This is a genomic window from Massilia haematophila, assembly GCF_042647645.1.
Classification (GTDB): domain Bacteria; phylum Pseudomonadota; class Gammaproteobacteria; order Burkholderiales; family Burkholderiaceae_D; genus Telluria; species Telluria haematophila.
This window is the reverse complement of record NZ_JBHRVV010000001.1, coordinates 5,165,670-5,191,034: the sequence shown is the minus strand read 5'-3', so window position 1 is coordinate 5,191,034 and position 25,365 is coordinate 5,165,670. Positions and strand designations below refer to the sequence as shown.

Here is a 25,365-nt window from a genome sequence, read left to right as displayed (position 1 = left end):
TCGAGAGCCCGGCCAAGGTCAACGTTAGCGGGCGATACATCGCAGCCAACGCAGAACGGACGCGCACGTAACGCGTGGGCACGGAGTGCCCACCCTACAGGACTGTCGGATACTTGCTAACGCGTGGGCACGGGGCGCCCACCCTACGCGGCACGCCGCGCAGCGGTCCTTACGCGGGCCGCTTGCGATGGAAGGTCACCGTGCTATACGGCACGGCGGACGGCGGCGGCGAGCGCAGGATGCCGGGCTTCATGGCACCGACGACGTGCATCTCGCAGGGCTTGCAATCGAAGCGCAGCGTGTAGGTGTCCTCGCCCGACGTGAGCGTCATCGGCTCGGCCTTCACCTGGCCCTGCACGCCCTGCACGCCCTTGGCCTGTTTCGGGCACAGGTTGAACGAGAAGCGCAGGCAGTGCTTGGTGATCATCAGCGACACCTCGCCCGCTTCCTCGTGCGCCTCGTAGGCCGCGTCGATCAGGCCCACGCCGTGCTTGTGGTAGAACGCGCGCGCCTTTTCGTTGTAGACGTTGGCGAGGTAGGACAGCTGGGTCGCCGGATACACGGCGGGCGGTTCCGCCGGCGCCTTGCGCTCGGGGCGCTCCCACGCGGCCAGTCTCGCCGCCTCGTGCGCCGCCACGGCGTCGCGCCGCAGCGCATTGATGGCGGCGGCTGGCACGAACCACGGTTGCGACAGCGCTAGCACGATGCCGTCGGCTTCGAACATCGTGTTGCCCAGCTTGGTCAGGCTGGTGCGCAGCGCCGCATCGGCCTGATCAAGGTTGTGCGCCGGCTGCAGCGCCAGCTGCGCGTGCGTCACGGTCTCGATCCCGTCCTCGTCGCGCAGGGTCAAGGAAAGGCCGTCGTCCAGCTCCCCCAGGGTCAGGTGCAGCGCCACCTTGCGCTCGGCCGAGCGCTTCGTGAGCGCCGCTTCCCACTGGTGGTCGCGGTTGCGGTGCACCTGCGTGCCGGGTTTCAGGCCGGGCAAGGCGCTGACCGGCTCGTTCGGGAACACGCGCCAGCGCTGGCCGTCCTCGCTTTCGCCGAGCTTTTGCACCGTGTTGACCTGGACGCCGACGCTGGTGCGCTTGTTCATGTAGTTCAGGCCGTCGCCGTTGGCCAGGGCGACGTCGGTCATCATCTCGAAGTGGTCAGTGCCGACCTTGGTGACGGCGCCGACCTCTACGCCCAGGTACTTGGGCGAATCGAAGGCGCCGATGTCGTCCTGACGGCCCTGGGCGAAATAGTCGGTGTGGCCGCGGTTGAAATTCTTGTCGACGTCCGGCGTGAAGAAGATCTGCGTGTGGCCGCTGGCGGCGCGCACGAATCCGGAACGACCCGCCGCGCGGCGCTCCAGGATCTCGTCGAGCAGCAGGCGGTAGTGGGCCGTGATGTTCTTCACGTAGCCCATGTCCTTGTAGCGCCCTTCGATCTTGAACGAGCGGATGCCGGCGTCGATCAGCGCTTCCAGGTTGCGGCTCTGGTCGTTGTCCTTCATCGACAGCAGGTGCTTGTCGTAGGCGACGACCCCGCCCTTGGCGTCGGTCAGCGTATAGGGCAGGCGGCAGGCCTGGGAACAGTCGCCGCGGTTGGCGCTGCGGCCCGTGTCCGCGTGCGAGATGTAGCACTGCCCGGAAAACGCGACGCACAGCGCGCCATGGATGAAGTATTCGAGCGGCGTGTCGACCTCGGCGCGGATCTTGCGGATCTGTTCGACCGTCAGCTCGCGCGCCAGCACCAGCTGGGAGAAGCCGACGTCGCCCAGGAACTTCGCCTTCTCCACGGTGCGGATGTCGCACTGGGTGCTGGCGTGCAGCTGGATCGGCGGCAGGTCGATTTCCAGCAGTCCCATGTCCTGGATGATGAGCGCATCGACGCCCGCCTCGTACAGCTGCCAGACCTGCTTGCGCGCCAGCTCGAGCTCGGCGTCGTGCATGATCGTGTTCATCGTCACGAAGATGCGCGCGCGGTAGCGGTGGGCGAACTGCACCAGGCTGGCGATCTCTTCCAGCGAATTGCTGGCGTTGTGACGGGCGCCGAAGGCGGGGCCGCCGATATACACGGCGTCGGCGCCATGCAGGATGGCCTCGCGGCCGATCTCGGCGGTTTTCGCAGGCGACAGCAGTTCGAGCTGGTGATCGAGTAGAGACATGGCGCATTCCTCTGGGACGAAGGCGCCGATTATAGCTTTGCGGGTGCGGCGTGTCATGGTTGCCGGGGCCATGTGGCTGGCCCCGGCCCGCCCGCGGACACTGCCGCGCCCGGATCAGGCGCCCGGGTTGCTGCGCCTGCTGCGCGCACGCTCCTGGAGCCAGGCCACGATGCCCGGCACCAGCGACAGCACGATGATGCCGAGGATGACCGCGGTCAGGTTCTCGTTCACCCACTTGATGTTGCCGAAGGCGAAGCCGGCCACCGTCAGGGAGACCACCCACAAGGTGCCGCCCATGACGTTATAGGACAGGAAGGTGGAATAGCGCATGCTGCCCAGTGCGGCGACGAAGGGCGCCAGGGTGCGCACGATGGGAACGTAGCGCGCCAGCACGATGGTCTTGGGGCCATGGCGTTCGAAGAAGCGCTCGGTATGGGCGATGTGCTCGGCCTTGATGAAGCGCAGCCGGTAGCCATTCTTGATGCGATCGCGGAACATGGTGCCGATCGCGAAGTTGACGATATCGCCGAGCACCGCCGCGACGATCAACAGCGGGATCAGCACCGGCAGCGACAGCAGGCCTTTCGCCGCCAGGGCGCCGGTGACGAACAGCAGCGAGTCGCCAGGCAGGAAGGGCATGACGACCACCCCCGTTTCGACGAAGATCACGGCGAACAGCAGCACGTAGACCAGGATGTGGTAGTCGGCCGCCAGGACGGCAAGATGGCGGTCGAGGTGGAGGAACCATTCGAGCAGGGTAGTGAGCATAGTGTTTGTCGTTGCATTGTGTTGTGGCCATGCAATCGCACGTGCATGGACCGGGCAGGAAAAGAGCTGCCTCGCCGTCCCATCGGCAAGGATTGTCCAGCTCCGCGACAGTCTACCGGGTCTTTCATTTTTACAACAAGCGCACGATTCCCAAACCGTTGATGCAAAGAGAAAAACGGCCCGAACAGGCCGGTTGCCGCACTTGGTCGCGTCATGTTGTGCAAGATACGATGACAACAAAAAGTGATTAAAAGCAATTTATAATCTTGAGCTTGCTTTCCAGGCGCTCTCACAAAAACAACGCATATTTTCAAAACAAAGGATCTTTTAGCTATGGCAAACGAATTGGACGAAGTCACTGGCCCGGTGGACCAGGCCGGCCGCGATGTCAACGTCATCAACAAGCAGATTCCCGTCCAGATCGGCACCGGTTCGCTGCTCTTCGAAATTGCCCTGTGGACGGTCATTCCGCTTATCGGCGCCGTGGCCCTGCTGACCGATGCGTTGCCGCGAAACTACAGCCTGGGACTGCTGGTGCTGGGCGCCCTGCCCGGCGTGGTCTTCCAGTTCATGAAGGTGTTCGCCCTGGCGAACCTGCGCAAGCTGCAGCAGAAAATCCAGGCCGATGCCTCGCAGATCGACAATTACCTGGAGCAGCGCGTCGTCGTCCTGAACAACGTGGTGGGCCTGGTCGCGAAAGCGATCGATCTCGACAAGGATGTGATGAAGTCGGTCGCGGCGTATCGGAGCGGCCATCACGCCGATGCCGAACGCAACCAGGCGTCCCAGAAAATCGACGGTATTTTCTCGCGCATCAACCTGGCCTGCGAAGCCTATCCGGAGCTGAAAGCGCAGGCCGTCATCGCCGACGCCATGCGCCAGAACAGTTATCTGCAAAAGGAAGTGACCGCGGCGCGCACGCTGTATAACGATACCGTCGGCATGTGGAACCAGGACATCTTTGCCTGGCCGACCAGGCAGATCGTTGCGGCGCGCGCGGGCTACACCACGCGCATTCCCTTTACCGCCTCCGCCGAGACCAAGGCTGCCGCCCGGAGCGTCTTCTTTTGATCGACGACGTCCACGAGCCGCTGGAGCAGTACGCGTCCCATTTCAGGGCTGCCCACGTCGAGCATACCTCGGACTTTTTCGAGGACCTCGTGCGCCGCTCCGGCGTCGACGAGAACGCCAATATCCAGACGGTGCGGGAACTGCGCGAGCTCGAACAGCGGGCCGCCGGCGAAGGCAGCTCGAACAAGGGCTGGCGCATCCTGCGCGGCTTCGCCATCGCCTGCGCGCTGCTGGCGGCGCTGTATATCCTCGCCTATTACACCTGGCCATGGCTCGCGCTGCCGGCGCTGGCGCTGGTGCCTGCGATGCTCTGGCTGAACCGCGTCATCAACGATTCCGACGCCCAGCTGAAACGTCTGCAGGAAGCCTGCGACGCGAAGCGCGCCGTGGCCTGGGGCCAGATGGCGCCGCTGAACCGCCTGTACGACTGGGACATCGTGGCGAAGCTGGTGCAGAAAACGGTGCCGCGCATCGCCTTCGACGCCTATTTCAGCAACGGCCGCATGGACGAGCTGCGCAAGGGCTTCGGCTGGTCCGGCCAGCTCGGCGACGACCACTCCATCGTGTTCTCGCACAGCGGCGTATTGAACGGCAACCCGTTCATTCTTACCCGAACCCTGTCGCACTGGATGGGCAGCAAGACCTACCATGGCTCGCTCCAGATCAGCTGGACGGAACGCCACCTCAATGCGCAAGGCAAATGGGAAACCAGGACCCGCCACGAGACCTTGAACGCATCGATCGAGCGTCCCTTCCCCGAGTACGAAAACCGGACCTTCATTGTCTACGGCAACGAGGCGGCGCCCGACCTCGTATTCAGCCGCAACCCGTCGACACTCTCGCGCCTGGAAGACGGCCTGTTCGACAAATGGCGGAAGAACCGCGCCATCAAGAAGCTGGAAGCGAAATCCCGGGATGTTGGCGAGGGCAATACGTTTACGGTGATGTCGAACCGCGAATTCGACGCCTTGTTCGCTGCCACGGACCGCAACCATGAAGTGCAGTTCCGGCTGTTGTTCACGCCCCTGGCGCAGCAGGAAATGCTGAAGCTGCTGAAGGACAGTACGATCGGTTTCGGCGACACCTTCGTGTTCGAGAAAACCCGGATGATCAACGTGGTGGAAGCGGGCCACATGCGCCAGACCGATATCAGCGGCGCGCCCTGGAAATTCCATGCCTACGAACTGGCCCACGCACGCACGTTCTTCAACGGCTACCACAACGATTTCTTCAAGTCGTTCTACTTCGGGATCGCGCCCCTGCTCGCCATCCCCCTGTACCAGCAGCATCGGCCGCATGCGGACATCTACAGGGACACCTATTCGCACAAACCCTGTTTCTGGGAGCATGAAGCGATCGCCAATTACCATGGCGAGGCGGTGTTCAAGCATCCCGACTGCGTCACCCGCAGCATCCTGAAGACCACCATGCACGAGGAGGCCGACGGCGCGCAGAAAGTGCGCGTGACGGCCAGCGGCTTTCGCAGCGTCAAGCGCGTCCACTACGTGTCGATGCGCGGCGGCGATGGCCGCTCGCACCGGGTGCCGGTGCATTGGGACGAGTATTTCGATGTCGCGAACAGCGCCGACATGCTGGTCAGGGAAGCGGCTGCGCCAGGCAGCGTTGCGCACGAGGGCGCGGCGGACGGCAATGGCGTCGCCTTGCCGCCGGCGTTTTCGCGGCATGGCATCGACGCCGGCAAGGCGGTCCTGCGCCGGTCGATTTTCTCGGCGGTTCTGCCTGGCTGACGCGCGAGAAAGCGGAAAAAGAAAAACCGGGGACGCATCCCCGGTTTTTTTATCGACGCTTATGCAAACCGATCACAGGTGCGGCGTGATCGCCGGCATCAGGTCGTCGAAGGTACGGCCGCTGGCGTTTTCGCCGATGGCGTGCATCTTCCACTCGCCGTTGTGACGGTACAGCTTGGCCATCACCTGGGCGGTGTGGGCGCCCTGCACCGACAGGTCGTAGCGCGCCACTTCCTTGTTGCCGGAAGCGTCGAGCAGGCGGCAGTAGGCGTTCTGCACCTGCGAGAAGTTCTGGCCGGTGAAGCTGTTCACCGTGAACACCAGCGACTTCACGTTGGCCGGCACGTTGCTCAGGTCGACGTTGATCTGCTCGTCGTCGCCGTCGCCGGCGCCGGTGCGGTTGTCGCCGGTGTGGACGATGCTGCCGTCCTTGCTTTTCAGCTGGCGGAACCAGACCACGTCCACCGGACGGTTCGATTCGTCGAACATCACGACCGAGGCGTCGAGGTCGACGCTTTCGGTCTTGCCGCCGAAGCCGAAGAAGCCCTTCGACTTGATGGCGTCCCAGCCCAGGCCCATGGTGACGCGGGTGAGTGCACCGCCGCCTTCCTTGCTGAGCGAAATCTTCTGGCCTTTTTGCAGATTGACTGACATTGTTCTCTCCTGGTTTTAGCGCGCGGGCGTTTGCATCCAGGCCTTGAAGGCGGCGCGGTTACGCGAACACACGTAGACCTTGCCCTTGCCCGAAAAGCGCAGGACCATGCCCTCGCCGCTGGTTTGGCTGTTGATCAGGTTACCGAGGAAGCCGCCGCTGGTGCCGGTCGTGATCGAGATCTCGTACTGCAGCGTGCTGTCCCAGCACACCACGTGCGAGTTGTCGATGATCGCGTCCTTGCCCGGCTCCACTTCCAGCATCGACATCGAACCGAATCCCGACACCACCACCTGGCCCTGCCCCGTCGTCTCGGTGACGAAGAAGCCGCCGCTGTTGGCGAACAGCGCGTTGCCCAGGCTCTGGGTGCGCACCTTCAGGTCCACGCCCGAGCTGGCGGCAACGAAGGCGCCGTCGCTGATGATGTACTGGTTCGGGCCGCAGTCGACGATCTGCATCGCCCCCGGCAGGGTCGGCGACAGCAGGCAGTCGCCGTCGCCGCGCGTCGCTTCGATGTGCTGCTGGAAGAACGATTCGCCGTTGGCGAAGGTGCGCATCAATGCGCTGCCGAGCCCGCCCTTCATCTTGCCTTTCAGGTCGAGCGTCGATTCCATCATCACCATCGCGTCGGATTCGCAATAGATGGTCTCGCCTCTCCTCATCGACACGTGCAGGAAGGGATCGACATCTCCGGTCACGGTAAAAGTTGGCATTTCTTTTGGCTTCCTATTAAAAACGGCCCCCGGTCATGGGGACCGCGAACCTGATTGTTTAGACGTTGACGCCGTAGTTCTTGGCGAGCGGACCCAGGCCGCCCTGGAAGCCCTGGCCAATGGCGCGGAATTTCCAGTCGGCGCCATTACGATACACCTCGCCGAAGATCATTGCCGCTTCGGTCGAGCCGTCTTCCGACAGGTCGTAGCGGGCGATTTCCGCGTCGCCGTTGGCGTTGACGCAGCGGATGAAGGCCTTGCCGACCATGCCGAAGTTCTGGCGGCGGGTCTCGGCGTCGTGGATGGTCACGGCCAGCACGATCTTGTCGACGTCGGCCGGGACTTTCGTCAGGTCGATCGCGACGGTTTCGTCGTCGCCCGCGCCTTCGCCGGTCTTGTTGTCGCCCGAGTGGACGACCGAGCCGTCGGCCGACTTCAGGTTGTTGTAGAAGATGAAGTCGGCGTCCGAACGGACCTTGCCGCTGCTGTTCAGCATGAAGACGGCGCCGTCGAGGTCGAAGGCTGCGCCGTCGGTGGCGCGGGTATCCCAGCCGAGGCCGACCTTCAGGTTGGTCAGGCCAGGGGCTTCTTTCGACAGGTTGACGTTGCCGCCTTTTTGCAGACTGATTGCCATGATGTGTTTCTCCTAAGATTGAGGACTTCTTGTGAACACCGGGGTTGTACGCGCAGCGAGCTGGTGTTCTGCCGCTCGCCGGGCGGTTCGTTGTGCGGGGCGCCTTTCATGGCGCTCTCGCGTGATTCTGTAACTCTGTGCTACGGGTCCGACAGCGTGGGTTCAAGAACCCACCCTACAGGTGCCGGTTTTCGTAGGGTGGGTTCTTGAACCCACGCCGTACGCCGTTTCCCTACCCGGGCGGTGGCAACCATCGCCACCGCCCGTACTGCCATTACGCCACTTGCTTCTCTCCAGCCGCTTCCAGCGCGGCATGCTTCTTCTTGTACCGGATCGACGACCACAGCGAAGCCGCGATGAAGGCCACACCCGTCAGGCCGGTGATCAGCTCAGGCACGTGGACATGCATACTTGCCAGCATGATCACGGCCAGGATACCGATCGCGTAGTGCGCGCCGTGCTCCAGGTAGACGAACTCGTCCAGCGTGCCCTTGCGGACCAGGTACACCGTCATCGAACGCACGAACATCGCACCGATCGCCAGGCCCAGCATGATGATCACGACGTCCGAGGTGATCGCGAAGGCGCCGATCACGCCGTCGAAGCTGAACGAGGCATCCAGCACTTCGAGATACAGGAAGCCGCCGATACCGCCGCGCTTGACCATGTCGCCCACGTTGCTGTTCTCGTCCGACTCGCTCTTCTCGAGCAGGCCGCTGATCATGTCCACGCCGACGTAGACCAGGATGCCCCAGATACCGGCGACCAGGACAATCATCCTCTGGCCGGCGTCAACGAAGGTCGACGCGAACAGCAGCGACGCAAGCGCCACCATCACCGCGATCGAGGACACCTTGCCCAGCGAACCGAGCTTCTTCTCGAAGTTGCCCAGCCAGTGGGTTTCTTTCTCATCGTCGAGCAGGAAGTTCAGGAAGACCAGCAGCAGGAACATGCCGCCAAAGGCCGCCACTTCCGCGTGGTGCGCCGTCAGGTGACCCGAGAACGACTTCGGATCGGTCAGCGCCAGGTTCCAGACCTCGGTCAGGCCCAGGTCGGCCGCCACGGCGACGATGACCAGCGGGAACACGAGCCGCATGCCGAACACGGCGATGATCATGCCCAGGCCCAGGAACAGCTTGAGCCAGAATTCGTCCCAGCCCTTCAGGACCGAGGCGTTGACCACGGCGTTGTCGAACGACAGCGACACCTCCATGATCGACAGGATGGCCGCGATACCGATCGCGGTCATCATGCCGGAGACGCCGCCGTGGTCATAGCCCCACCAGCCGGCCAGGCCCATACAGATGATGGTGACGAGGAAGGATCCTCTGAAGTGCTTCATGTTGTTATCCCTTCTATGTGAAAGTTGATGCACGGAAGTTTAGAGCTTTGCGAACTATCGAAAAAGCGAAGATAATCGAAGCATTACTTCGAAAAAACGGAAGATATGAAACACGCGATCCCGAATTTCCGCCACCTGCACTACTTCTGGGTCGTGGCCAAGGAGGGTAGCATTACCCGCGCGGCCGAGCGTCTCGGCTTGGCCGTCCAGACCGTCAGCAGCCAGATCACCCTGCTCGAGCAGGCGGTCGGCAAGGCCCTGTTCACCCAGCAGGGACGGCGCCTGAGCCTGACCGAGGCCGGGCGCCTGGCCTTGACCTATGCCGACCAGATTTTTCTCCTCGGCGAACAGATGCAGGAAGCGCTCGACCAGGCCGGCAACCTGCGCACCCGCCTGACGGTCGGCATTTCCGATTCCCTGCCCAAGCTGACCGCGTTCCGCCTGCTCGAGGTGACGACCCAGCTGCCCACCCCGGTGCGCCTGGTCTGCTTCGAGGACCAGCACGAGGCCCTGCTGGCCGAGCTCGCCCTGCACAAGCTCGACGTGGTGCTGAGCGACCGCACCCTGGCTGCCGGCAGCACCCTGCGCGTGTTCAGCCACCTGCTGTTCGAGAGCGAGATGCTGGTCGTCGGCAGCCGCGAACTGGCGCAGAAATGGGGCAAGAATTTCCCGAAAGGATTGAAAGGCGCGCCCCTGTTGCTGCCCGCGCGCAATAATGCATTGCGCGCCAAGATCGACGACTGGCTCGAGGTGAACGGCGTGCACCCGGACGTGGTCGGCGAATTCGAGGACAACGCCCTGCTCAATACCTTCGGGCGGCGCGGCCTCGGGCTGTTCTTCGCGCCGGCGGCGCTGGCCACCGACCTGGCCGAGCAGCTGCAGGCCGAGGTCGTGGGGCGGGTGCCGGAAGTGCGCGAACAGTTCTACGCGATCTCGAACGAGCGCAAGATCCAGCATCCGGCAGTGGAAGCGATCCTGGCCGCGGTACATGAAGGAATGCTCGGCGCCGCTTGAGTTGTACAATGCCTATCGGCTACGCCTTTTATCAACTCATCTTTTATATGGAAAATCTTTTATTTGTCGTTCTCGCGCTCTTTCTTGTCGCACTGAACGGCTTCTTCGTGGCGGCCGAATTCGGCATCGTCACGCTGCGTAAAACCCGTGTCCGCGCCATTGCCAAGACCTCCGGCCTGCGCGGACGCATCCTGGCCAAGGTCCACGGCCAGCTCGACGCCTACCTGTCGGCCTGCCAGCTCGGCATCACCCTCGCATCGCTCGGCCTGGGCTGGGTCGGCGAACCGGCCTTTGCCAGCCTGCTCGAACCGCTCTTCGCCCTGCTTGGGGTCACCTCGGAACAGGTGATCCACGGCGTTTCCTTCGTGGTCGCGTTCAGCGTGATCTCTTTCCTGCACATCGTGGTCGGCGAGCTGGCGCCCAAGTCGCTCGCGATCCGCATTCCCGAGTCGGTCGCGCTGTGGTGCGCGCTGCCGCTGTACGGCTTCTACTGGGCCATGTATCCCTTCATCGCGGTGCTCAACGCCAGCGCCAACATGGTGCTGCGCGTGGCCGGCCTGTCCGGCGCCGGCGGCCACGACACCCATTACTCGACCGAGGAACTGAAACTCATCCTGCGCACCAACACCAGCACCGGCAAGGAGAAGTTCACCCACGACGAGCGCCATATCCTGGCGCAGTCGCTCGAGTTCGCCGACATGGCCGTGTCCGACCTGATGCGCCCGATTAACGAAGTGATCGCCCTGCACGAAGACCTGTCGATCGAGGAAAACCTCGACACGGTGCGCCGCAACCGCTTCTCGCGCTACCCCTACTTCGACGCCGAAGGCGAGGAGGTGCTGGGCGTGATCCACCTGAAGGACCTGTTCTTCGCCCTGCAGTCGGGCAAGGACATCAGCGACCTGACGCAATTCCTGCGCCCGGTCGAGACGATCTCGGCGCGCACCCCGGCCCAGGACATCTTCCGCCGCTTCCGCACGGGCGCGCCCCACTTCGCCCTGATCGGCGAAAAGGGCAAGCGCCCGGTCGGCTTCATCACGCTCGACAACCTGCTCGGCGCGATGGTCGGCGAGATCCGCGACGAATTCCGCATGAACGAGAACGACTGGCTGCCGCAGGCCGACGGCACCTGGATCGGCAAGGCCAGCCTGCCGATCTTCTCGCTCGAACGCCTGCTCGGGATCGACATCGACAACGAAGAGATGGGCCTGGACGACGTCGAATCGGTCGGCGGCCTCTTGATGGCCAAGCTGGGCGACATCCCGAAGCAGGGCCAGCGCATCGAGTTCCCGAAGTTCGACGTGGTGGTCAAGAAGACCAACGGTCCGCGCATCCTGCTGGTGAAAGTCATCCCGCAGCTGGAACGCGGCGGCGACGAGGACGAGCTGGGTTAACAGCGAAGCTGATTGCGCGGCTGGCTGCGCAATCAGCCTCGCAACGATCTGTTCCCGGGCCGCATATTTCGCCGCAAGGTGTCCGCCGGCCCGTTCCCGACGTTATAATTTGCCCAATAGAACGTCAGCAAATGCCCGGAGAACCCATGAGTGTGCGTGACCGCAACAATGTCTCCGTCTACGGGAATGGCCCGGCCACCGTGGTCTTCGCCCACGGCTTCGGTTGCGACCAGGCCGTTTGGCGCTTCATCTCCCCCGCCTTCGAGGAACGCTACCGCATCGTCGCCTTCGACCTGGTCGGCAGCGGCGGCTCCGACCTCGCCGCCTACGACCGCGCCCGCTACGCCAGCCTGCACGGCTATGCCGACGACCTGCTGGACATCATCGACGAGTTCGGCGACGGCCCGGTGATCCACGTCGGCCACTCGGTCAGCGCCATGATCGGCATGCTGGCCTCGATCCGCGCGCCCGAACGCTTCCTGGCCCAGGTCATGCTGGCACCCTCGCCCTGCTACATCAACGAAGACGGCTACGTCGGCGGCTTCACCCGCGGCGACATCGACGAGCTGCTCGACACCATGGACGCCAACTACCTCGGCTGGTCGAGCAACGTCGCGCCGCTGATCATGGGCGCGCCGAACGCGCCCGCGCTGGCGGCCGAACTGAACAATAAATTCTGCCGCAACGATCCCGACATCGCGCGCCACTTCGCGCGCGTCACCTTTCTGTCGGATCACCGCGCCGATTTGCTGCGCGTGAGCGTGCCGACCCTGATCGTGCAATGCAGCGACGACCTGATCGCCCCGCTCGCGGTCGGCGACTACCTGCAGCGCCAGATCCCGGGCAGCCGCCTGCAGGTGATCGACAACATCGGCCATTGCCCCCACATGAGCGCCCCCGAGGACAGCGCGCGCGCTGCGCTGTCCTTCCTGGATGCGCTGGCGCTGGAGCGGCGCAGGTGAACGGCCTGCCGGACGACGCCACGCTCTACCAGCAGGCCCCCTGCGGCCTGCTGGTCACCGACGCTGCCGGCCTGATCCTGCGCGCCAACGCCACCCTGTGCCGCTGGCTCGGCTACTCGCAGGCGGCGCTGGTGGGCAAGCTGCGCATCCAGGACCGGCTGCCGGTCGGCGCCCGCATCTTCCACCAGACCCACTGCCTGCCGATCCTGCAGGTGCAGGGCTCGGTCGGCCAGCTGCAGATGGAGATCCGCGACAGCGGCGGCCAGCGCATGCCGGTGCTGGTCAACATCGTGCGCCGGACGGTCGACGGCCGCACCTTCGACGAGTGGTCGCTGGCGGCGATGAACGAGCGCCGCTCCTACGAGCGCGAACTGCTGGCCGCGCGCAAGACCGCCGAGCAGGCGCTGGAAGCGCGGCTGGAGGCGGAAACGCAGTTGCGCGACCTGAACGGCGAACTGTCGGACGCCGACCGCCGCAAGGACGAATTCCTCGCCACCCTGTCGCACGAGCTGCGCAATCCGTTGGCGCCGATGCGCGGCGTGCTGGAGGTGCTCAAGCTCGACAAGGCGCGACCGGCCAGCGAAGCGAAGCTGCTCGACGTCTTCGACCGCCAGCTCGGCCACCTGACCCACCTGGTCGACGACCTGATGGAAATGTCGCGCATCACGCAGAACCGCATGGAGCTGCGGCGCGCCCCGGTGGCGCTGGCCGACATCGTGCACAGCGCCGTGGAGGACGTGGCGCCGATGATGCGCGCCGCGCGCCACGATTTCAGCGTGACCATCGAGGCGTCCGGCGCGGTGGTCGACGCCGACCCGACGCGGCTGTCCCAGGTGCTGGTCAACCTGCTGACGAATGCCTGCAAGTACACGCCGGACGGCGGCCTCGTTTCCCTGAGCCTGCGCCAGGAGGGCGAGCAGGCCGTGATCGCGGTGCGCGACAACGGCATCGGCATCCCGCCCGAGGCGCTGGCCACGATCTTCGGCATGTTCTCGCAGCTGGAACCGGCGCTGCGGCGCGCGAAAGGCGGGCTCGGGATCGGCCTGGCCCTGGTGCGCGGCATCGTCGCCCTGCACGGCGGCAGCGTCGAGGCCGCGAGCGAGGGCACCGGCCGGGGCAGCACCTTCACCGTGCGCCTGCCGCTGGCGCCGGTGCAGAGTATGCCGGACGCGCCGGCCCGGATCGAAGAGGCGGTGGCGTCGACCTCCGTGCTGGTGGTCGACGACAACGTCGACGCCGCCGAGATGCTGGCGATGTTCCTGGACATGAGCGGCTGCGCGGCGCGCACGGTGCACACGGCGCAGGCGGCGCTGGACTTGCTGGAAACTTTCCGGCCCCAGGTCGCCCTGCTCGACATCGGCTTGCCCGACATGACCGGCTACGACCTGGCGCGCCGCATCCGGGCGCTGCCGGGCGGGACCGACATCCTGCTGGTCGCCGCCACCGGCTGGGGCCAGGAGAGCGACCGCCAGCTGGCCTTCGAGGCCGGCTTCGATCACCATCTGACCAAGCCGATCGACTTCGAGCGCCTGCGCGCCCTGCTGGCCGCGCCGCGCCGGTTGAACCCGGCCTGAACGCCCGCCGCGTGCGGGCAGGCCGCTTCAGCCGCGGCTGGCGCCGGCGACCGCTGTCAGGGACCGGGGCTCCTGCGCATCGTCGGTTTCAATCAGAAACTGAACTTCCACCCGGCGATTCCTGGCGTCCGCGGGATCGATTCCGGGCAATAGGCGCGAATCGCCATATCCCGCCACCACGACGCGGCGCGCCACTACCTTGTCGAGCGTGCCGATCAGGGCGCTGCGCGCTTCCCGGGCGCGTGCGGCGGATAGCGTGTAATTGTCGTCGTAAACGGCACAGAAGCGTTCCCGATCCTTGACCACGTCGCGTACCTGCACGTTGTCGGTATAGCCCTCGACCAGGATCCGTGCCGTCGGGTTATCGGCCAGGAAGCGGGCGATATCCGCCTGCACCTTCGCCACCTCGGCCTTCACCTCGAACTTGAGGCAGGCGCTGCCGCGCTCGAACACGCCATCGCGCAGGACCAGGCGATTGGTGTGCGCATCGAAGCTCATCAAGCCGGCGGCGCCGCGCTTGCCGATCATCTCGCTGACGACTTGCGTCACCTTGGCCACCGCCTCGTCCTTGGTCCCCTTGGCCTTGGCCAGCTCTTCCTGATAGCGCAACTCGCTCACGCCCTTCTGCAGGACAGCCACCACCAGCAACAGCATCACGACCGCCATCACCCCGGCCATCAGGTCGGAAATGGCCACCCATTCGCTCGGTTTGTCTTTCATGGTCCTTCCTGCTTACGCGATCGCGGACGCGGACGTGCCGGTGGGCGCCGGCGGCGTCTGCTGCTCGGCCTGCATAGCCTGCAGCAAGGCGACGGTTGCGCGCTGGACTTGCACGATCTCGGGCAACGGCTGGAGTGAGTAGACGAGCATCTTCTGTTCAGCGAGCAGGCTTTGCAACGGCGCCAGGACAGACGGCAGTCCCTGCAATTCGGCCACGACCCGTTCCAGGCCTTCGGACGATTTTTTCGACGCCTCCGCGACTTTCTTGATTTGCGAAGTGGCGCTGCCGATCGATTCCAGGCCCTCCGTGATCGAGCTGGTCATTGCGTTGACAATGCCCGTCGTCTCGGCAATATTCTCGTTCAGTGCCCGGCTCGACGTCGTGAACGCGATCGAAGCCTTTTCCTGGATCTGGAGCGACTTCCCGATCGAACTCTTGACCTCGTTCATCGTTTCCCTCGTGTCCGCGGACAATTCGCCGAGCGCCGTCGAAATCTCGCGCGTTGCCGAGCCGAGCTGGGTGCTGCCACGCTCCAGGGTCTCGCTGGCCTGGGCACTCATGTCCTGGATCGCCTTGCCCAGGTCTCCGCGCACATTGTCGAGCACCTCGGTGAACTGGCTTTCGAAGGTCCTGATCGCGCCGACCAGCTGTTCCGCGCCGGAACCGACCTTGCCGGCGCCGTCAGCCATGCGCTGCGCCGCCTGCTCCATGCCGGCGACGACGTGCTGCGTGCCTTCGGTGAACTCGACCATGGCGCTGCGGGTCGCCGCGGTTTCGCTGGCCACCGTGTCGAGGGCGTTGCGCAACCCCTGCGTGCTCCCATCCAGTGCGTGCAAGTGCTGCAGGGTTTGCAATTGCATGGTTTCGTTGCTCTTGATCAAGGCAACGAAATGCGGGCCGATGCCGTCGACGATGCCGGCAGCGGCACGGCCGATGTTGGCGAACAGCGCGTCCTCCCTGGCTTTTTCTGCCGCTGCCTGGGCGCGCTTGCGGTTTTCCAGCTCGGCCTTCACTTTGCCGATCACCCAGGCCAGGCGCTTTTCTTCGAAGCGCGTGACTTCGCTCCAGATCTTCAGTAACACGAAGCCGAGGATGCCCCAGGTCGAGGTCTTGAACTTCGTGCCCAGCCCTTGCAGCAGACCCAGCAGGTTTTGCATGCTGTCGGCGGCGGCGCCGGCGCTTGCCAGGTCGGCCTGACCCAGGATGCTCGATGCATGGTTCAGCGCCAGGCCCAACCCCAGGAAGGTGCCCAGCAGGCCGACGACCAGCAGCATGCCGGGCATGATCTCGGCCAGCTTTTCCGGCGCCGTCGCGACGGCGTGCCAAAGATCGGTGACGCTGCCGTGCTCGATGTCCAGGTCGTCGGTCGTATCGTCGGGCGTGCCGCGGTTCCACTTGTGCTCCCACGATGCCGGACGCGCGGTGCGGTGCGCGCTAACGACCGTGAAGCCGGTCATGAACAGGATGATGGCAAAGAATGCCAGCTGCAGGCTGTCGCCGAATTGCGGCGTCAGGAAACTCAGGATCTCGCTCGGATTCATGCGGTCACTTCCAGCAGGTCTTTCATGCGGTTTTTCGCCTCCTTGCGGAAGGCGTTCGCGAAGTCGTTCACCAAGGTCTTGTCCTCGCCGTCCAGCTCGCTGAACGGCAGATTCCTTTCGGCGCATTCGATCAGCAATTTGCCCACGCGTGGGCCGTCATCGAGCAGGAAGTCGCGCTCTTCTTCCTCGAGCTGCTCGGGTGTCTTTTCCAGCAACTGCAGGAAGCCCTCGGCGGCGCCGACGTAGCGCTGGATGTCGCGCTGGCTCTGCGCCAGCGCATCGAGACTGCGCTTGGCCTGCGGGACCTTGTGTTCGAGCTCGCTCAACATCGACGCTTCGTCGGCCGACAGTTCGCTCTGGATTTCTTTTGCCAGGCTGAGATTCTTGAGCAGCATGCTGTCCTTGGCGTGGGCGCGATTGTCCAGTTCCCACTGTTTTTCGAGCACTTCGGCACGCTTGGCCCAGGAGGCGACCAGCTCTTCGAAGACGAAGGGCTGCAGCGCCTTCCCATAGCGTTCGGTCAGCAGCCGGTCGAGGCGCGCAGCGGCTTGCGCGCTCAGTTCCGGGTTGTCCTTGATCAGGTCGGACGCGATACGCACCATGAACAAGTCGTCGGCGCTCAGGTCTTCCATGCTTTGCGCGGCGCGGAACGTCTTGTCCGCCATGTTCAACAGTTTTTGCGTGGCACGCAGACGCAGGTAGTGCTCGAAATCGACGGGGTCGGCATCGACAGCCTTGGCCATATCGGCCTTGGCGATCTCGAAATCGTTGATCGCGGACGCCAGCGCCACGTGGTGGCGCTGTTCTTCCGCTACCACTTCGCGCTCGGCGAACCGGAAGGTTTCCTGGTGCCGCTTCGCCAGATCCAGCTCCTCCTCGCCGAGCACGTCGGCGGCGGCCTGCTCCTGCATCTGGTCCTGCGCCGCCGTTTCGGCATCCTTGCGGGCCGCCTGCCAACGCTTTGCCAATTCGATGGACCACTTGATGGCGGCATCGATCTTCTTGGCGATCGGCGAGTTTTCGAAGGCGGTCAATGCACCGAGGGCCGTGTCGAGCGCGACCAGGGCCGTGCGCACCCAGGGGATGGGCATGGCTTTCGCCGCGTTCTGCAATGCCAGGCGAATCACACCGACATACGGCTTGACCGCCTGCCAGGCTTTCTTGACGCCGTCGACGAAACCCTCCGCCTTCTCGGCCATCCAGCCGATGGCCTTGCCCGCCCATTCCTTGGCGGTATTCAAGGCCGAGCTTGCAACACGCACCGCTGAACTGGCGAAACTCTTCAAGCTGCTAAACAAACCCATGTCATTTCCCTGTTTTGATGTTATTAGTTAAAAAATTATTCGGACAAGCCCAGCAGCCGCCGTCCGCCTTCGGCGCCGCCGTCATTGCTGGCGGCTTCGCGGCGCGCCTTGCCGACGTTGCGGTGCGCGGCACGGATATCGGCAATGGCGGTGTCGAGATGCTTCCAGTGCACTACCGGCGCATCCGGCGCCTCGACGATGGCGCGGGGGAATGCGGTGCGAAGAACGGTGCGGATCTCGCGCCCCGACAATCCTTCGGATGCCTGGGCGCAGCGGGCGATCAACAAGCCACGCTCTTCCGCCAGCGGAACGCCCGGTACCAGCATCCGTTCCCACAGCCCTTGCCGGCACGCGAGATCGGGAAGCTTGAATTCGATGTGATAGCGGATGCGGCTCACGAACGCGGTGTCGTAATTCCTGGCGAAATTGGTGGCAAAGACGACGATGCCTTCGAAACGCTCCAGCTCGATCAGCAACGTCGAACGCATGGCATTAATTTCGTTATCGATTCCCTGCGTCACCGACGACAGGCGTGCGCCCAGCAGGGTATCGGCTTCATCGAAAAACAGGACGGCGCCTTCGGCCGCTGCGCAGGCAAAAGCGGCGGAAATGTTTTTCGCCGTGTCGCCCACATATTTGCTTTCGATCTCGGCAATACCGATATGGATGTAAGAACGTTTCAGCGTCCCTGCGAGGGCTTCCGCAGCCAGCGTCTTTCCGGTTCCGGGTGGTCCGTAAAGGTTCAAGATCATGTTGCGGCCTGCCGGATCGACTGCGCCGAAACCCCAGTCCGAATAGATGGTCTTGTGGTGGCGCAGGGCGCCGATCGCCTCCTCGAACATGCGCCGGGTTTCTGCCGCCAGGATGACATCGTCCGCCAGCGTGATGCGCGGAGTGCGCAGTTCATAAGGCGGCGGCGTGAAACTGTTCTGTTGTTGAATTTCTTGGTTCATATCCAGTTGAGTGGCAAGGAATGCGACGGGCGTTTGCGCGGCGCGCTTTCACGCTAATTCCGGACTAGGCGGAACAATTGTCATCGACAAAACGCATCTGTTTCATGAAACGGAAATAAAATTTCCTTCTAGAAATTTTAATGCATTCACGGCGTTAATTGATGCATATCTTTTATTCCTACCTATTCATCGACTCAAAAAACCAACAAAATCTCGGTCGATAAAACACTGCGAAAGCATTTGTCGCAGGCGAAGGGATAATGCCGTAGCGTGCATCCAGAACAGGCGCGGCGCCGATGATGAAGTAATGAGACACGAGAAGCGGTCGACAAACGGTCCGCGTTCGGCGGCGCATGCGGGCAGCGGCCAGGCGGGGGCCACTCTTTTGCAGTGGGAGCGACCTAGCGGCCGGCGACTTCCTCGTTATTCTGGCGCACGATGGGGTCGCGCGTTTCGGTCCACTCGCTCATCAGGGAGTAGCCCACCGCCAGCAGCACCGGGCCGATGAACATGCCGACGAAGCCGAAGGCGATCACGCCGCCCAGCACCCCGAGCAGGGTGAGCAGGAAAGGCAGGCTGGTGCCGCGGCTGATCAGCATCGGGCGCACGACGTTGTCGACGCCACTGATCAGGAAGGTGCCCCAGACCACCATGAAGATGCCCCAGCCGGTCTCGCCCTGGGAGAACAGCCACACCGCCGCGCTGCCCCAGACCAGCGGCGGGCCCACCGGGATCAACGACATCAGGAACACCAGCACCGACAGCAGCGGCACCGCCGGCACGCCGGCGACGAAGAAGCCGATCGCGGCCACCAGGGCCTGCGCCAGGGCGGTGCCGAGCAGGCCGTACATGACGCCGCGCACGGTCTGGCTGACGGTGTCGGACACCGAGTCGGCGCCCTCGCCCATCACCTTGGCCATGGCGACGGCGATCACGACGATCAGGGACTTGCCGTCGCGGTAGAGGAAGAAGCTGACAAAGGCCGCCAGGCTCATCTGCACGACGCCGGTGCCGAGCATCAGGCCGCCGGCCATCAGCCAGTGCCGCGCCGGCTCGAGCATGCGCTGGGCCAGAGCCAGCATCTCTTCGCGGCTGGCGACCAGCTGGCGCAGGTAGGTGTCGACGGTTTCGCCGAGAAAGGGCAAGTCCTTGACCCAGCTGGGCGGCAGCAGTTCGCCGTGCTCGAGCGCGTAGCGCATCTGGCCGAAGGTGGTGGCGACGTCGTCGGCCAGGTTGTAGGTAACGATCGCCAGCGGGATGATGACCAGCAGGGTCAGCGACAGCGTCATCGTCAGCGCCGCCAGGGTGCGCCGGCCCTGCATCGCGGCCAGCAGGCGCAGGTACAAAGGCCAGGAAGAGATGACGACGGCGGCGGCGAACAGGATCGCCGGCAGGAAGGGCTTCAGGACGTACAGGCAGCCCAGCGTGAGCAGGACGACGGTGGCGATGCGGGTGTAGTTTCTGCCTGGGCGTACGTCCATGCCGTCCTTGAAACGATGGTGTTTACACCATTACATCATAGCAGCTGGCGCAAGTCGTGGACAATCGGGGCCGGTCCGCCGCCGTGGCGGATGAACAGGCGCAGCTTGCCTTCCTTGTCGAAGACGTAGCTGCCGGCCGTGTGGTCGACCGTGTAGTTGTCGGCGCTGCTGCCTGGCACCTTAGCGACGAACACCTTGAATTCCTTGGCGGTCTGCGCCGTCTGTTCAAGCGTGCCGCGCAGGCCGATGAAGGACGGGTGGAAGGCCGGCACGTAGTGGGCCAGCACTTCCTGGGTATCGCGCTCCGGGTCGAGGGTGACGAACAGCACCTGCACGTCCTTGCTCGAGGGGCCGAGCTCCTTCATCACGGCGGCCATCTCGGCCATCGTGGTCGGGCAGACGTCGGGGCACTGGGTGTAGCCGAAGAACAGCACCACCAGCTTGCCGCGGAAATCGGCCAGGGTGCGCGGCTTGCCGGTATGGTCGGTCAGCGAGAAGCCCTTGGCGTAATCGAGCCCGGTCAGGTCGGTGTTCTGGAATACGGCGGGGCGCGACGACAGTTTGTCGCAGCCGGCGGCCAGCAGCGCGACGCCAAGCAGCGCCGCGGTCAGGAGTTTTTTCATCGTCAGAACCTGAAGTAATGGTCGACCAGCAGCGCCGCAAACAGCAGCGACAGGTAGAGGACCGAGTAGGCAAAGGCCTTGCGCGCCACCTGGTCGCTGTAGTGCTTGTGGACGCGCCAGGCGTGGCGCAGGAAGATGGCGTTCAGGACGATGGCCGCGGCCAGGTAGATCAGGCCGCTCATGCGCACGGCGAAAGGCAGGATGGTCGTGGCCGCCAGGGCCAGCGAGTACAGCCAGACCTGCTGGCCGGTGTAGGCCATGCCGTGGGTGATCGGCAGCATCGGCAGGCCCGAGCGCGCGTAGTCCTCGCGCCGGTACATGGCCAATGCCCAGAAGTGCGGCGGGGTCCACACAAAAATGATCAGGACCAGCAGCCAGGCCTGCATCGGCACCTCGTTGGCGACCGCGGCCCAGCCCAGCGCAGGCGGCATCGCGCCCGACAGGCCGCCGATGACGATGTTCTGCGGCGTGGCCGGCTTCAGGTAGATGGTGTAGACGACCGCATAACCGACGAAGGTCACGAAGGTCAGCCACATGGTCAGCGGATTGACGAGCGCGTACAGGATCCACATGCCGAGGCCGCCGATGATGGCGGAGAAGACAAGGGTCTGGTTGCGCGTCAGTTCGCCGCGCGCGGTGGCGCGGCGCGCGGTGCGGGCCATGCGCGCGTCGATCTCGGCCTCGATCAGGCAGTTCACGGCAAAGGCGGCGCCGGCCAGCAGCCAGATGCCGGCGGTGCCGGCGATCAGCGCGCGCCAGCCGGGAAAGCCGTCGGTGGCCAGGAACATGCCGATGACGGCGCAAAATACGGCCAGCTGGGTTACCCGGGGCTTGGTCAGCGTCCAGTATTGGGCGAAGCGGCTGGTCGGTTGGAGTGCGGTCTGGGTGGTCATCGATACGAATTCACAGGAACGTCCGCATTCGCGGGCGTGCGCTGCGACACTTCGAGAAGATACTTGACCTTGTAGTTTAACATGGTCACCGTCAGTACGAGCAGAGCGGCCCCGGCGTTATGCAACACGGCAATGGCAAGAGGGAAATCGAAGTACACCGTCGCCACGCCCGTGAACAGTTGGACGAGCAGTACGGCGCCCAGCATCTTGCCGGTCTTGCGCAGCTGCGCCTCGCCCATCGCGCGCCAGGCCGCCAGGCCCAGCACGACGGTGACGATGATCGCGAAATTGCGGTGCACCCAGTGGATCGCCACCAGCGCCGAGAACTGCAGGTAGTGGCCGGCGGCGGTCTTGCCGAGTTCGCGCCACAGCGTGAAGCCGTGCTCGAAGTCCATTTCCGGCACCAGCTTGCCGTCGCAGAGCGGGAATTCGTCGCAGGCCAGGGTCGCGTAGTTAGTGCTTACCCACCCGCCGAGCGCGATTTGCACGACCAGCACCACGGCGGCGACCAGGGCCAGCGTACGCAAGGAACGCAAGCCGGCGAGGTCGCGCACCGGCGAGGGCGGCTTCATCAGGTAATCCTCGCGCCCGCCCAGCCAGACCAGCATCGCCAGCAGCGCCATGCCGAGCAGCAGGTGGATGGTGACGATCACCGGCTGCAGCTTCAGGGTCACGGTCCAGGCGCCGAAGGCGCCCTGCACGCAGACGAACAGGAACAGCGCCACCGGCATGGCCGGCTTGAAGGCGTCGAGCTTCGTCTTCTTCCATTGGCGGAAGGCCTGGAACATCAGCGCCATGATCAGCACGCCGATGCCCATCGCCAGGTAGCGGTGGATCATCTCGATCCAGGCTTTCACTTTCGTCACCGGGCCGGTCGGCATCAAGGCCTCGGCCGCCGCGATGTGTTCGTGGGCGATGAAGGGATTGGCGGCGCCGTAGCAGCCCGGCCAGTCCGGGCAGCCCAGGCCGGAGTCGGTCAGGCGGGTAAAGCCGCCGAACACGATCAGGTCGAAGGTGAGGAAGGCCATCACCCACACGAGCTTGCGGTATTTGTTGACGCTTGACGACAGCCAGACCATGGTCAGCGGAATGCTGGCCACGAGCAGGCCCATCAGGGCCAACTGGAACAGGGTGGACGGGTGCATGGCTTATCCGATCGCCGAGGCCTTGAGCAGCTTGGCGATGTCTTTATGCACACGTTGCGGCTCGGGGTTCTTCGGGAAGCGCATCATCAGGTTGCTGCGCGGGTCGACCAGGAAGATGTGGTCTTCCAGCTTGCCGCCCTGCTCCAGCGGCAGCCACCGGGCCAGTTCGGCCGGCTTCACGCGCAGGATGTGCATGTCGTCGTACATGCGGATCAGCATGGTGTCGATCGGCTGCTCGTCGGTAACCAGCCAGACGCGCTCGACGCGGTCCATGTTCTTGCCCTGCATGGTGCGCAGCTGGCGCATCGCGTACAGCTGGTCCTGGCAAGCCTGGTCGCAGTCGCCGCCGCCGACCTTTACCATGATCCACTTGCCGGCGTAGTTCTCCAGCGTTTCCGGGCGGCCGTCGAGCGTGGTGCTCGAGAGCTTCGGCATCGGATGGCTGGCCTGGTCGATGAGGGTGCCGTAGTTGGTGCGCCCTTCCGGCTTGATGACGTAGTAGCTCAGGTAGGAGGCGATGATCGGCGCGGCGCACACCAGCAGCACGGCCAGCAGCTTCCAGCGTCCGCGACGCTTGGCATCGCGCTGGCGCTCGTCGGTGGCGGGAGCGCGTTCACTCAGCTTGTTTTCTTCCACTTCGAAATCCCGTAATCACAAAAAATAAGGCCGCCATCGCCGCCAGCGCATACCACTGGACGGCGTAGCCGCGGTGCTTGTCGATGCCCGTATCCGGGGCCGGCCAGTCGCGCACCAGGACCTCGCCGTCTGCCCGCGGCCCGGTCTGCTGGACCAGCAAGGGTTCCAGCGTCAGGCCGCTGGCGCGCGCCAGGTCGGCCACTTCCAGGTTCTGGACCAGCGCACCGGGTTTCAACGGCACGGCGCCGCCGAGCTGCAGCACATGCCCGGCCGACGCGACCAGGACCCCGTCGATCGTCGTCCGGCCGCGCGGCGTCTCGTACTTCGGCAGACGCGTATATTCGCGCGGATCGCGCGGCAACCAGCCGCGCAACACCAGCACATGTTTGGCCGAACCCGCTATTTTAAACGGCATTGCCAGATAGAACCCGGCCCGCCCCTGGTATGGCCGGTTATCGAGGAAGACCGGCCAGCCCGCGACGAATTCGCCGGTGAGCCGCACCCGGCGGTATTCTGTAGGGTGGGCACTCGTGCCCACGCGGTCGTACTCGTGCACACCACTGCTGCTCCCCAGCACCACCGGCGGCAAGCGGCCACGCTCCAGCATCGCCGCCGCAATCGCTTCTTTCTCGTGCGCCCTGCGCAACTGCCAATTCCCCAACGCAATCCCCAGCGCCACGAGAACCACCGTTGCCAAAAACGGAATACCCCTAAACCGGAACCGCAAACGCATTACAATGAATCCCTTCCCGATTCCTCGGTGCGACCATGAAAATCTTCGTAGCCATCGCCTTCATCCTGATCATCGCCAGCCTCGGCTCGGCCCTGTTCTTCCTGATGCGCGACAAGGGCCGCAGCAACCGTACGGTGCAGGCGCTGGCGATGCGGGTCGGCCTGTCGATCACCCTGTTCCTGTTCGTGCTCGCATCTTACAAGCTGGGCTGGATCACCCCGACCGGCATCCGCTGATCGCCACACCTCCTATATGACAAGGGACAGCCAATTGCTGTCCCTCGCACACAACTAACGCCAAAGGGCCTCGAGAAACCGTAGCGAGCGGAAGGAGGTTTGGCCGAGAAGCGCAGCTGTACAAGCGTACAGCGAGCATCGCAGGCCAAAGATCCGACGCGCAGTAGGTTTATCGGGGCCCCACCACTACAGCCAGTAGACGACGACGTACAGACCGAGCCACACGACGTCGACGAAGTGCCAGTACCAGGCCGCGCCTTCGAAACCGAAGTGGTTATCCGCCGTGAAGTGGCCGCGCAGCACGCGGTACAGGATCACCGACAGCATGATCGCGCCCATGGTCACGTGGAAGCCGTGGAAGCCGGTCAGCATGAAGAAGGTCGAGCCGTAGATGCCCGAGGTCATCTTGAGGTTCAGTTCCTGGTAGGCGTGGATGTATTCGTAGGCCTGGAAGCCCATGAAGATCGCGCCCAGCAGGATGGTGGCGAACAGGAACACGGCGGTGTTGCGGCGGTGGCCGGCGCGCAGCGCGTGGTGGGCGATGGTCAGCGTCACGCCGGACAGCAGCAGCAGCGCGGTGTTGATCGTCGGGATCGGGAACGGCCCCATGGTGTTGAAGCTCTCGACCACGCCGGCCGGGCCGGTGTTGCCCCACTGGCCGGCGAAGTCGGGCCATAGGATCTTGTGGTCGAGGTCGGCCAGCCAGGGCATGGTGATCGCGCGGGCATAGAACAGGGCGCCGAAGAAGGCGGCGAAGAACATCACCTCGGAGAAGATGAACCAGCTCATCGACCAGCGGTAGGAGCTGTCGATGCGGGCGCTGTACTGACCCGCTTCGGATTCGCCGATGGCGTCGCCGAACCAGAAATACAGCACGGTCAGCATCGCGACGATGCCGACCAGGCAGACGGCCGGACCCCACGCTGCGCTGTTGACCCAGCCCGAGGCGCCGGCCATCGTCACCAGCATCGAGATGCCGCCGGCCATCGGCCACATGGAAGGGCCGGGCACGAAATAGTGCGGCGCGGTTTTTGACACACTCATCTTCATCTCCTAGATCAATCTTCTGATGCGTTGA

At 64.2% G+C, this 25,365-nt stretch carries 24 protein-coding genes; 7 read left to right on the top strand and 17 right to left on the bottom strand.

Annotation, left to right across the window (positions count from 1 at the left end; translation table 11 throughout):
- Positions 1–169 precede the first annotated feature (169 nt).
- Both ACFOPH_RS23095 and ACFOPH_RS23090 read right to left on the bottom strand, forming a co-directional pair.
- Positions 170–2,149, bottom strand: coding sequence for a peptidase U32 family protein (locus tag ACFOPH_RS23095; RefSeq protein ID WP_312548413.1), 1,980 nt, complete (start codon positions 2,147–2,149; stop codon positions 170–172).
- A gap of 114 nt (positions 2,150–2,263) precedes the next feature.
- On the bottom strand, positions 2,264–2,917 hold the full coding sequence (locus ACFOPH_RS23090) for a VTT domain-containing protein (protein WP_312548412.1): 654 nt from the start codon (positions 2,915–2,917) through the stop codon (positions 2,264–2,266).
- A 333-nt stretch (positions 2,918–3,250) separates the two neighbouring features.
- Here ACFOPH_RS23090 and ACFOPH_RS23085 point away from each other — a divergent pair, with 333 nt between their 5' ends.
- Both ACFOPH_RS23085 and ACFOPH_RS23080 read left to right on the top strand, forming a co-directional pair.
- Entirely contained in the window at positions 3,251–3,988 is a 738-nt protein-coding gene (locus ACFOPH_RS23085; protein ID WP_379737438.1) for a LemA family protein, read from the top strand.
- Positions 3,985–5,736: an MAG1210 family protein gene (locus ACFOPH_RS23080; protein WP_379737436.1), complete on the top strand. Its 1,752-nt coding sequence runs from the start codon at positions 3,985–3,987 to the stop codon at positions 5,734–5,736. The genes ACFOPH_RS23085 and ACFOPH_RS23080 overlap by 4 nt, the downstream gene beginning before the upstream one ends.
- 72 nt (positions 5,737–5,808) lie before the next feature.
- On the opposite strand, the gene ACFOPH_RS23075 is transcribed toward ACFOPH_RS23080, so the two are convergent.
- The 4 genes from ACFOPH_RS23075 to ACFOPH_RS23060 form a co-directional block, all read right to left on the bottom strand.
- Positions 5,809–6,390, bottom strand: a complete 582-nt coding sequence (locus ACFOPH_RS23075; RefSeq protein WP_312548408.1) for a TerD family protein — start codon at positions 6,388–6,390, stop codon at positions 5,809–5,811.
- Between the two features lie 15 nt (positions 6,391–6,405).
- Complete coding sequence (locus ACFOPH_RS23070; protein WP_312548406.1) at positions 6,406–7,101, bottom strand: TIGR00266 family protein; 696 nt, start codon at positions 7,099–7,101, stop codon at positions 6,406–6,408.
- A 58-nt stretch (positions 7,102–7,159) separates the two neighbouring features.
- The gene (locus ACFOPH_RS23065; RefSeq protein ID WP_312548405.1) at positions 7,160–7,735 is read right to left on the bottom strand and encodes a TerD family protein; all 576 of its coding nucleotides are present in this window, start codon (positions 7,733–7,735) and stop codon (positions 7,160–7,162) included.
- 274 nt (positions 7,736–8,009) lie between these two features.
- Complete coding sequence (locus tag ACFOPH_RS23060; protein ID WP_312548404.1) at positions 8,010–9,077, bottom strand: DUF475 domain-containing protein; 1,068 nt, start codon at positions 9,075–9,077, stop codon at positions 8,010–8,012.
- A gap of 105 nt (positions 9,078–9,182) precedes the next feature.
- Between ACFOPH_RS23060 and nhaR the strand changes: the two genes are divergently transcribed.
- The 4 genes from nhaR (at position 9,183) to ACFOPH_RS23040 (ending at position 14,021) form a co-directional block, all read left to right on the top strand.
- Entirely contained in the window at positions 9,183–10,091 is a 909-nt protein-coding gene (gene nhaR / locus ACFOPH_RS23055) for a transcriptional activator NhaR (RefSeq protein WP_312548403.1), read from the top strand.
- Positions 10,092–10,138: 47 nt separating this feature from the next.
- Entirely contained in the window at positions 10,139–11,485 is a 1,347-nt protein-coding gene (locus tag ACFOPH_RS23050; protein WP_312548401.1) for a hemolysin family protein, read from the top strand.
- A gap of 146 nt (positions 11,486–11,631) precedes the next feature.
- Positions 11,632–12,447, top strand: a complete 816-nt coding sequence (locus ACFOPH_RS23045; RefSeq protein WP_312548399.1) for an alpha/beta fold hydrolase — start codon at positions 11,632–11,634, stop codon at positions 12,445–12,447.
- Entirely contained in the window at positions 12,444–14,021 is a 1,578-nt protein-coding gene (locus ACFOPH_RS23040) for a hybrid sensor histidine kinase/response regulator (RefSeq protein ID WP_312548397.1), read from the top strand. The genes ACFOPH_RS23045 and ACFOPH_RS23040 overlap by 4 nt, the downstream gene beginning before the upstream one ends.
- A gap of 27 nt (positions 14,022–14,048) precedes the next feature.
- Here ACFOPH_RS23040 and ACFOPH_RS23035 read toward each other — a convergent pair whose 3' ends face one another.
- From ACFOPH_RS23035 to ACFOPH_RS22990, 10 genes are all read right to left on the bottom strand, one after another.
- Complete coding sequence (locus tag ACFOPH_RS23035) at positions 14,049–14,741, bottom strand: OmpA family protein (protein WP_312548395.1); 693 nt, start codon at positions 14,739–14,741, stop codon at positions 14,049–14,051.
- 12 nt (positions 14,742–14,753) lie between these two features.
- Entirely contained in the window at positions 14,754–16,283 is a 1,530-nt protein-coding gene (locus ACFOPH_RS23030; RefSeq protein ID WP_379737432.1) for a hypothetical protein, read from the bottom strand.
- On the bottom strand, positions 16,280–17,524 hold the full coding sequence (locus tag ACFOPH_RS23025; protein WP_379737430.1) for a hypothetical protein: 1,245 nt from the start codon (positions 17,522–17,524) through the stop codon (positions 16,280–16,282). Before ACFOPH_RS23025 ends, ACFOPH_RS23030 begins: the two co-directional genes overlap by 4 nt.
- A 98-nt stretch (positions 17,525–17,622) precedes the next feature.
- The gene (locus tag ACFOPH_RS23020; RefSeq protein WP_312548391.1) at positions 17,623–18,540 is read right to left on the bottom strand and encodes an ATP-binding protein; all 918 of its coding nucleotides are present in this window, start codon (positions 18,538–18,540) and stop codon (positions 17,623–17,625) included.
- 401 nt (positions 18,541–18,941) lie between these two features.
- Positions 18,942–20,021, bottom strand: coding sequence for an AI-2E family transporter (locus ACFOPH_RS23015; RefSeq protein WP_312548390.1), 1,080 nt, complete (start codon positions 20,019–20,021; stop codon positions 18,942–18,944).
- 35 nt (positions 20,022–20,056) lie between these two features.
- Positions 20,057–20,644 (bottom strand): SCO family protein, encoded by a 588-nt coding sequence (locus ACFOPH_RS23010; RefSeq protein ID WP_312548389.1) that lies wholly within the window; start codon positions 20,642–20,644, stop codon positions 20,057–20,059.
- Between the two features lie 2 nt (positions 20,645–20,646).
- Positions 20,647–21,537 (bottom strand): heme o synthase, encoded by an 891-nt coding sequence (gene cyoE / locus ACFOPH_RS23005; RefSeq protein ID WP_312548388.1) that lies wholly within the window; start codon positions 21,535–21,537, stop codon positions 20,647–20,649.
- The gene (locus tag ACFOPH_RS23000) at positions 21,534–22,682 is read right to left on the bottom strand and encodes a COX15/CtaA family protein (protein ID WP_379737427.1); all 1,149 of its coding nucleotides are present in this window, start codon (positions 22,680–22,682) and stop codon (positions 21,534–21,536) included. The genes cyoE and ACFOPH_RS23000 overlap by 4 nt, the downstream gene beginning before the upstream one ends.
- A gap of 3 nt (positions 22,683–22,685) precedes the next feature.
- Positions 22,686–23,318 (bottom strand): SCO family protein, encoded by a 633-nt coding sequence (locus ACFOPH_RS22995; protein ID WP_312548386.1) that lies wholly within the window; start codon positions 23,316–23,318, stop codon positions 22,686–22,688.
- Positions 23,296–24,051 carry an SURF1 family protein gene (locus ACFOPH_RS22990; RefSeq protein WP_379737425.1) on the bottom strand — a complete coding sequence of 252 codons (756 nt, stop codon included), beginning with the start codon at positions 24,049–24,051 and terminating at the stop codon, positions 23,296–23,298. Before ACFOPH_RS22990 ends, ACFOPH_RS22995 begins: the two co-directional genes overlap by 23 nt.
- A gap of 35 nt (positions 24,052–24,086) precedes the next feature.
- On the opposite strand from ACFOPH_RS22990, the gene ACFOPH_RS22985 reads away from it, so the two are divergent.
- Complete coding sequence (locus ACFOPH_RS22985; protein ID WP_379737423.1) at positions 24,087–24,287, top strand: twin transmembrane helix small protein; 201 nt, start codon at positions 24,087–24,089, stop codon at positions 24,285–24,287.
- Positions 24,288–24,473: 186 nt separating this feature from the next.
- Here ACFOPH_RS22985 and ACFOPH_RS22980 read toward each other — a convergent pair whose 3' ends face one another.
- Entirely contained in the window at positions 24,474–25,331 is an 858-nt protein-coding gene (locus ACFOPH_RS22980) for a cytochrome c oxidase subunit 3 (RefSeq protein WP_312548383.1), read from the bottom strand.
- Positions 25,332–25,365 lie beyond the last annotated feature (34 nt).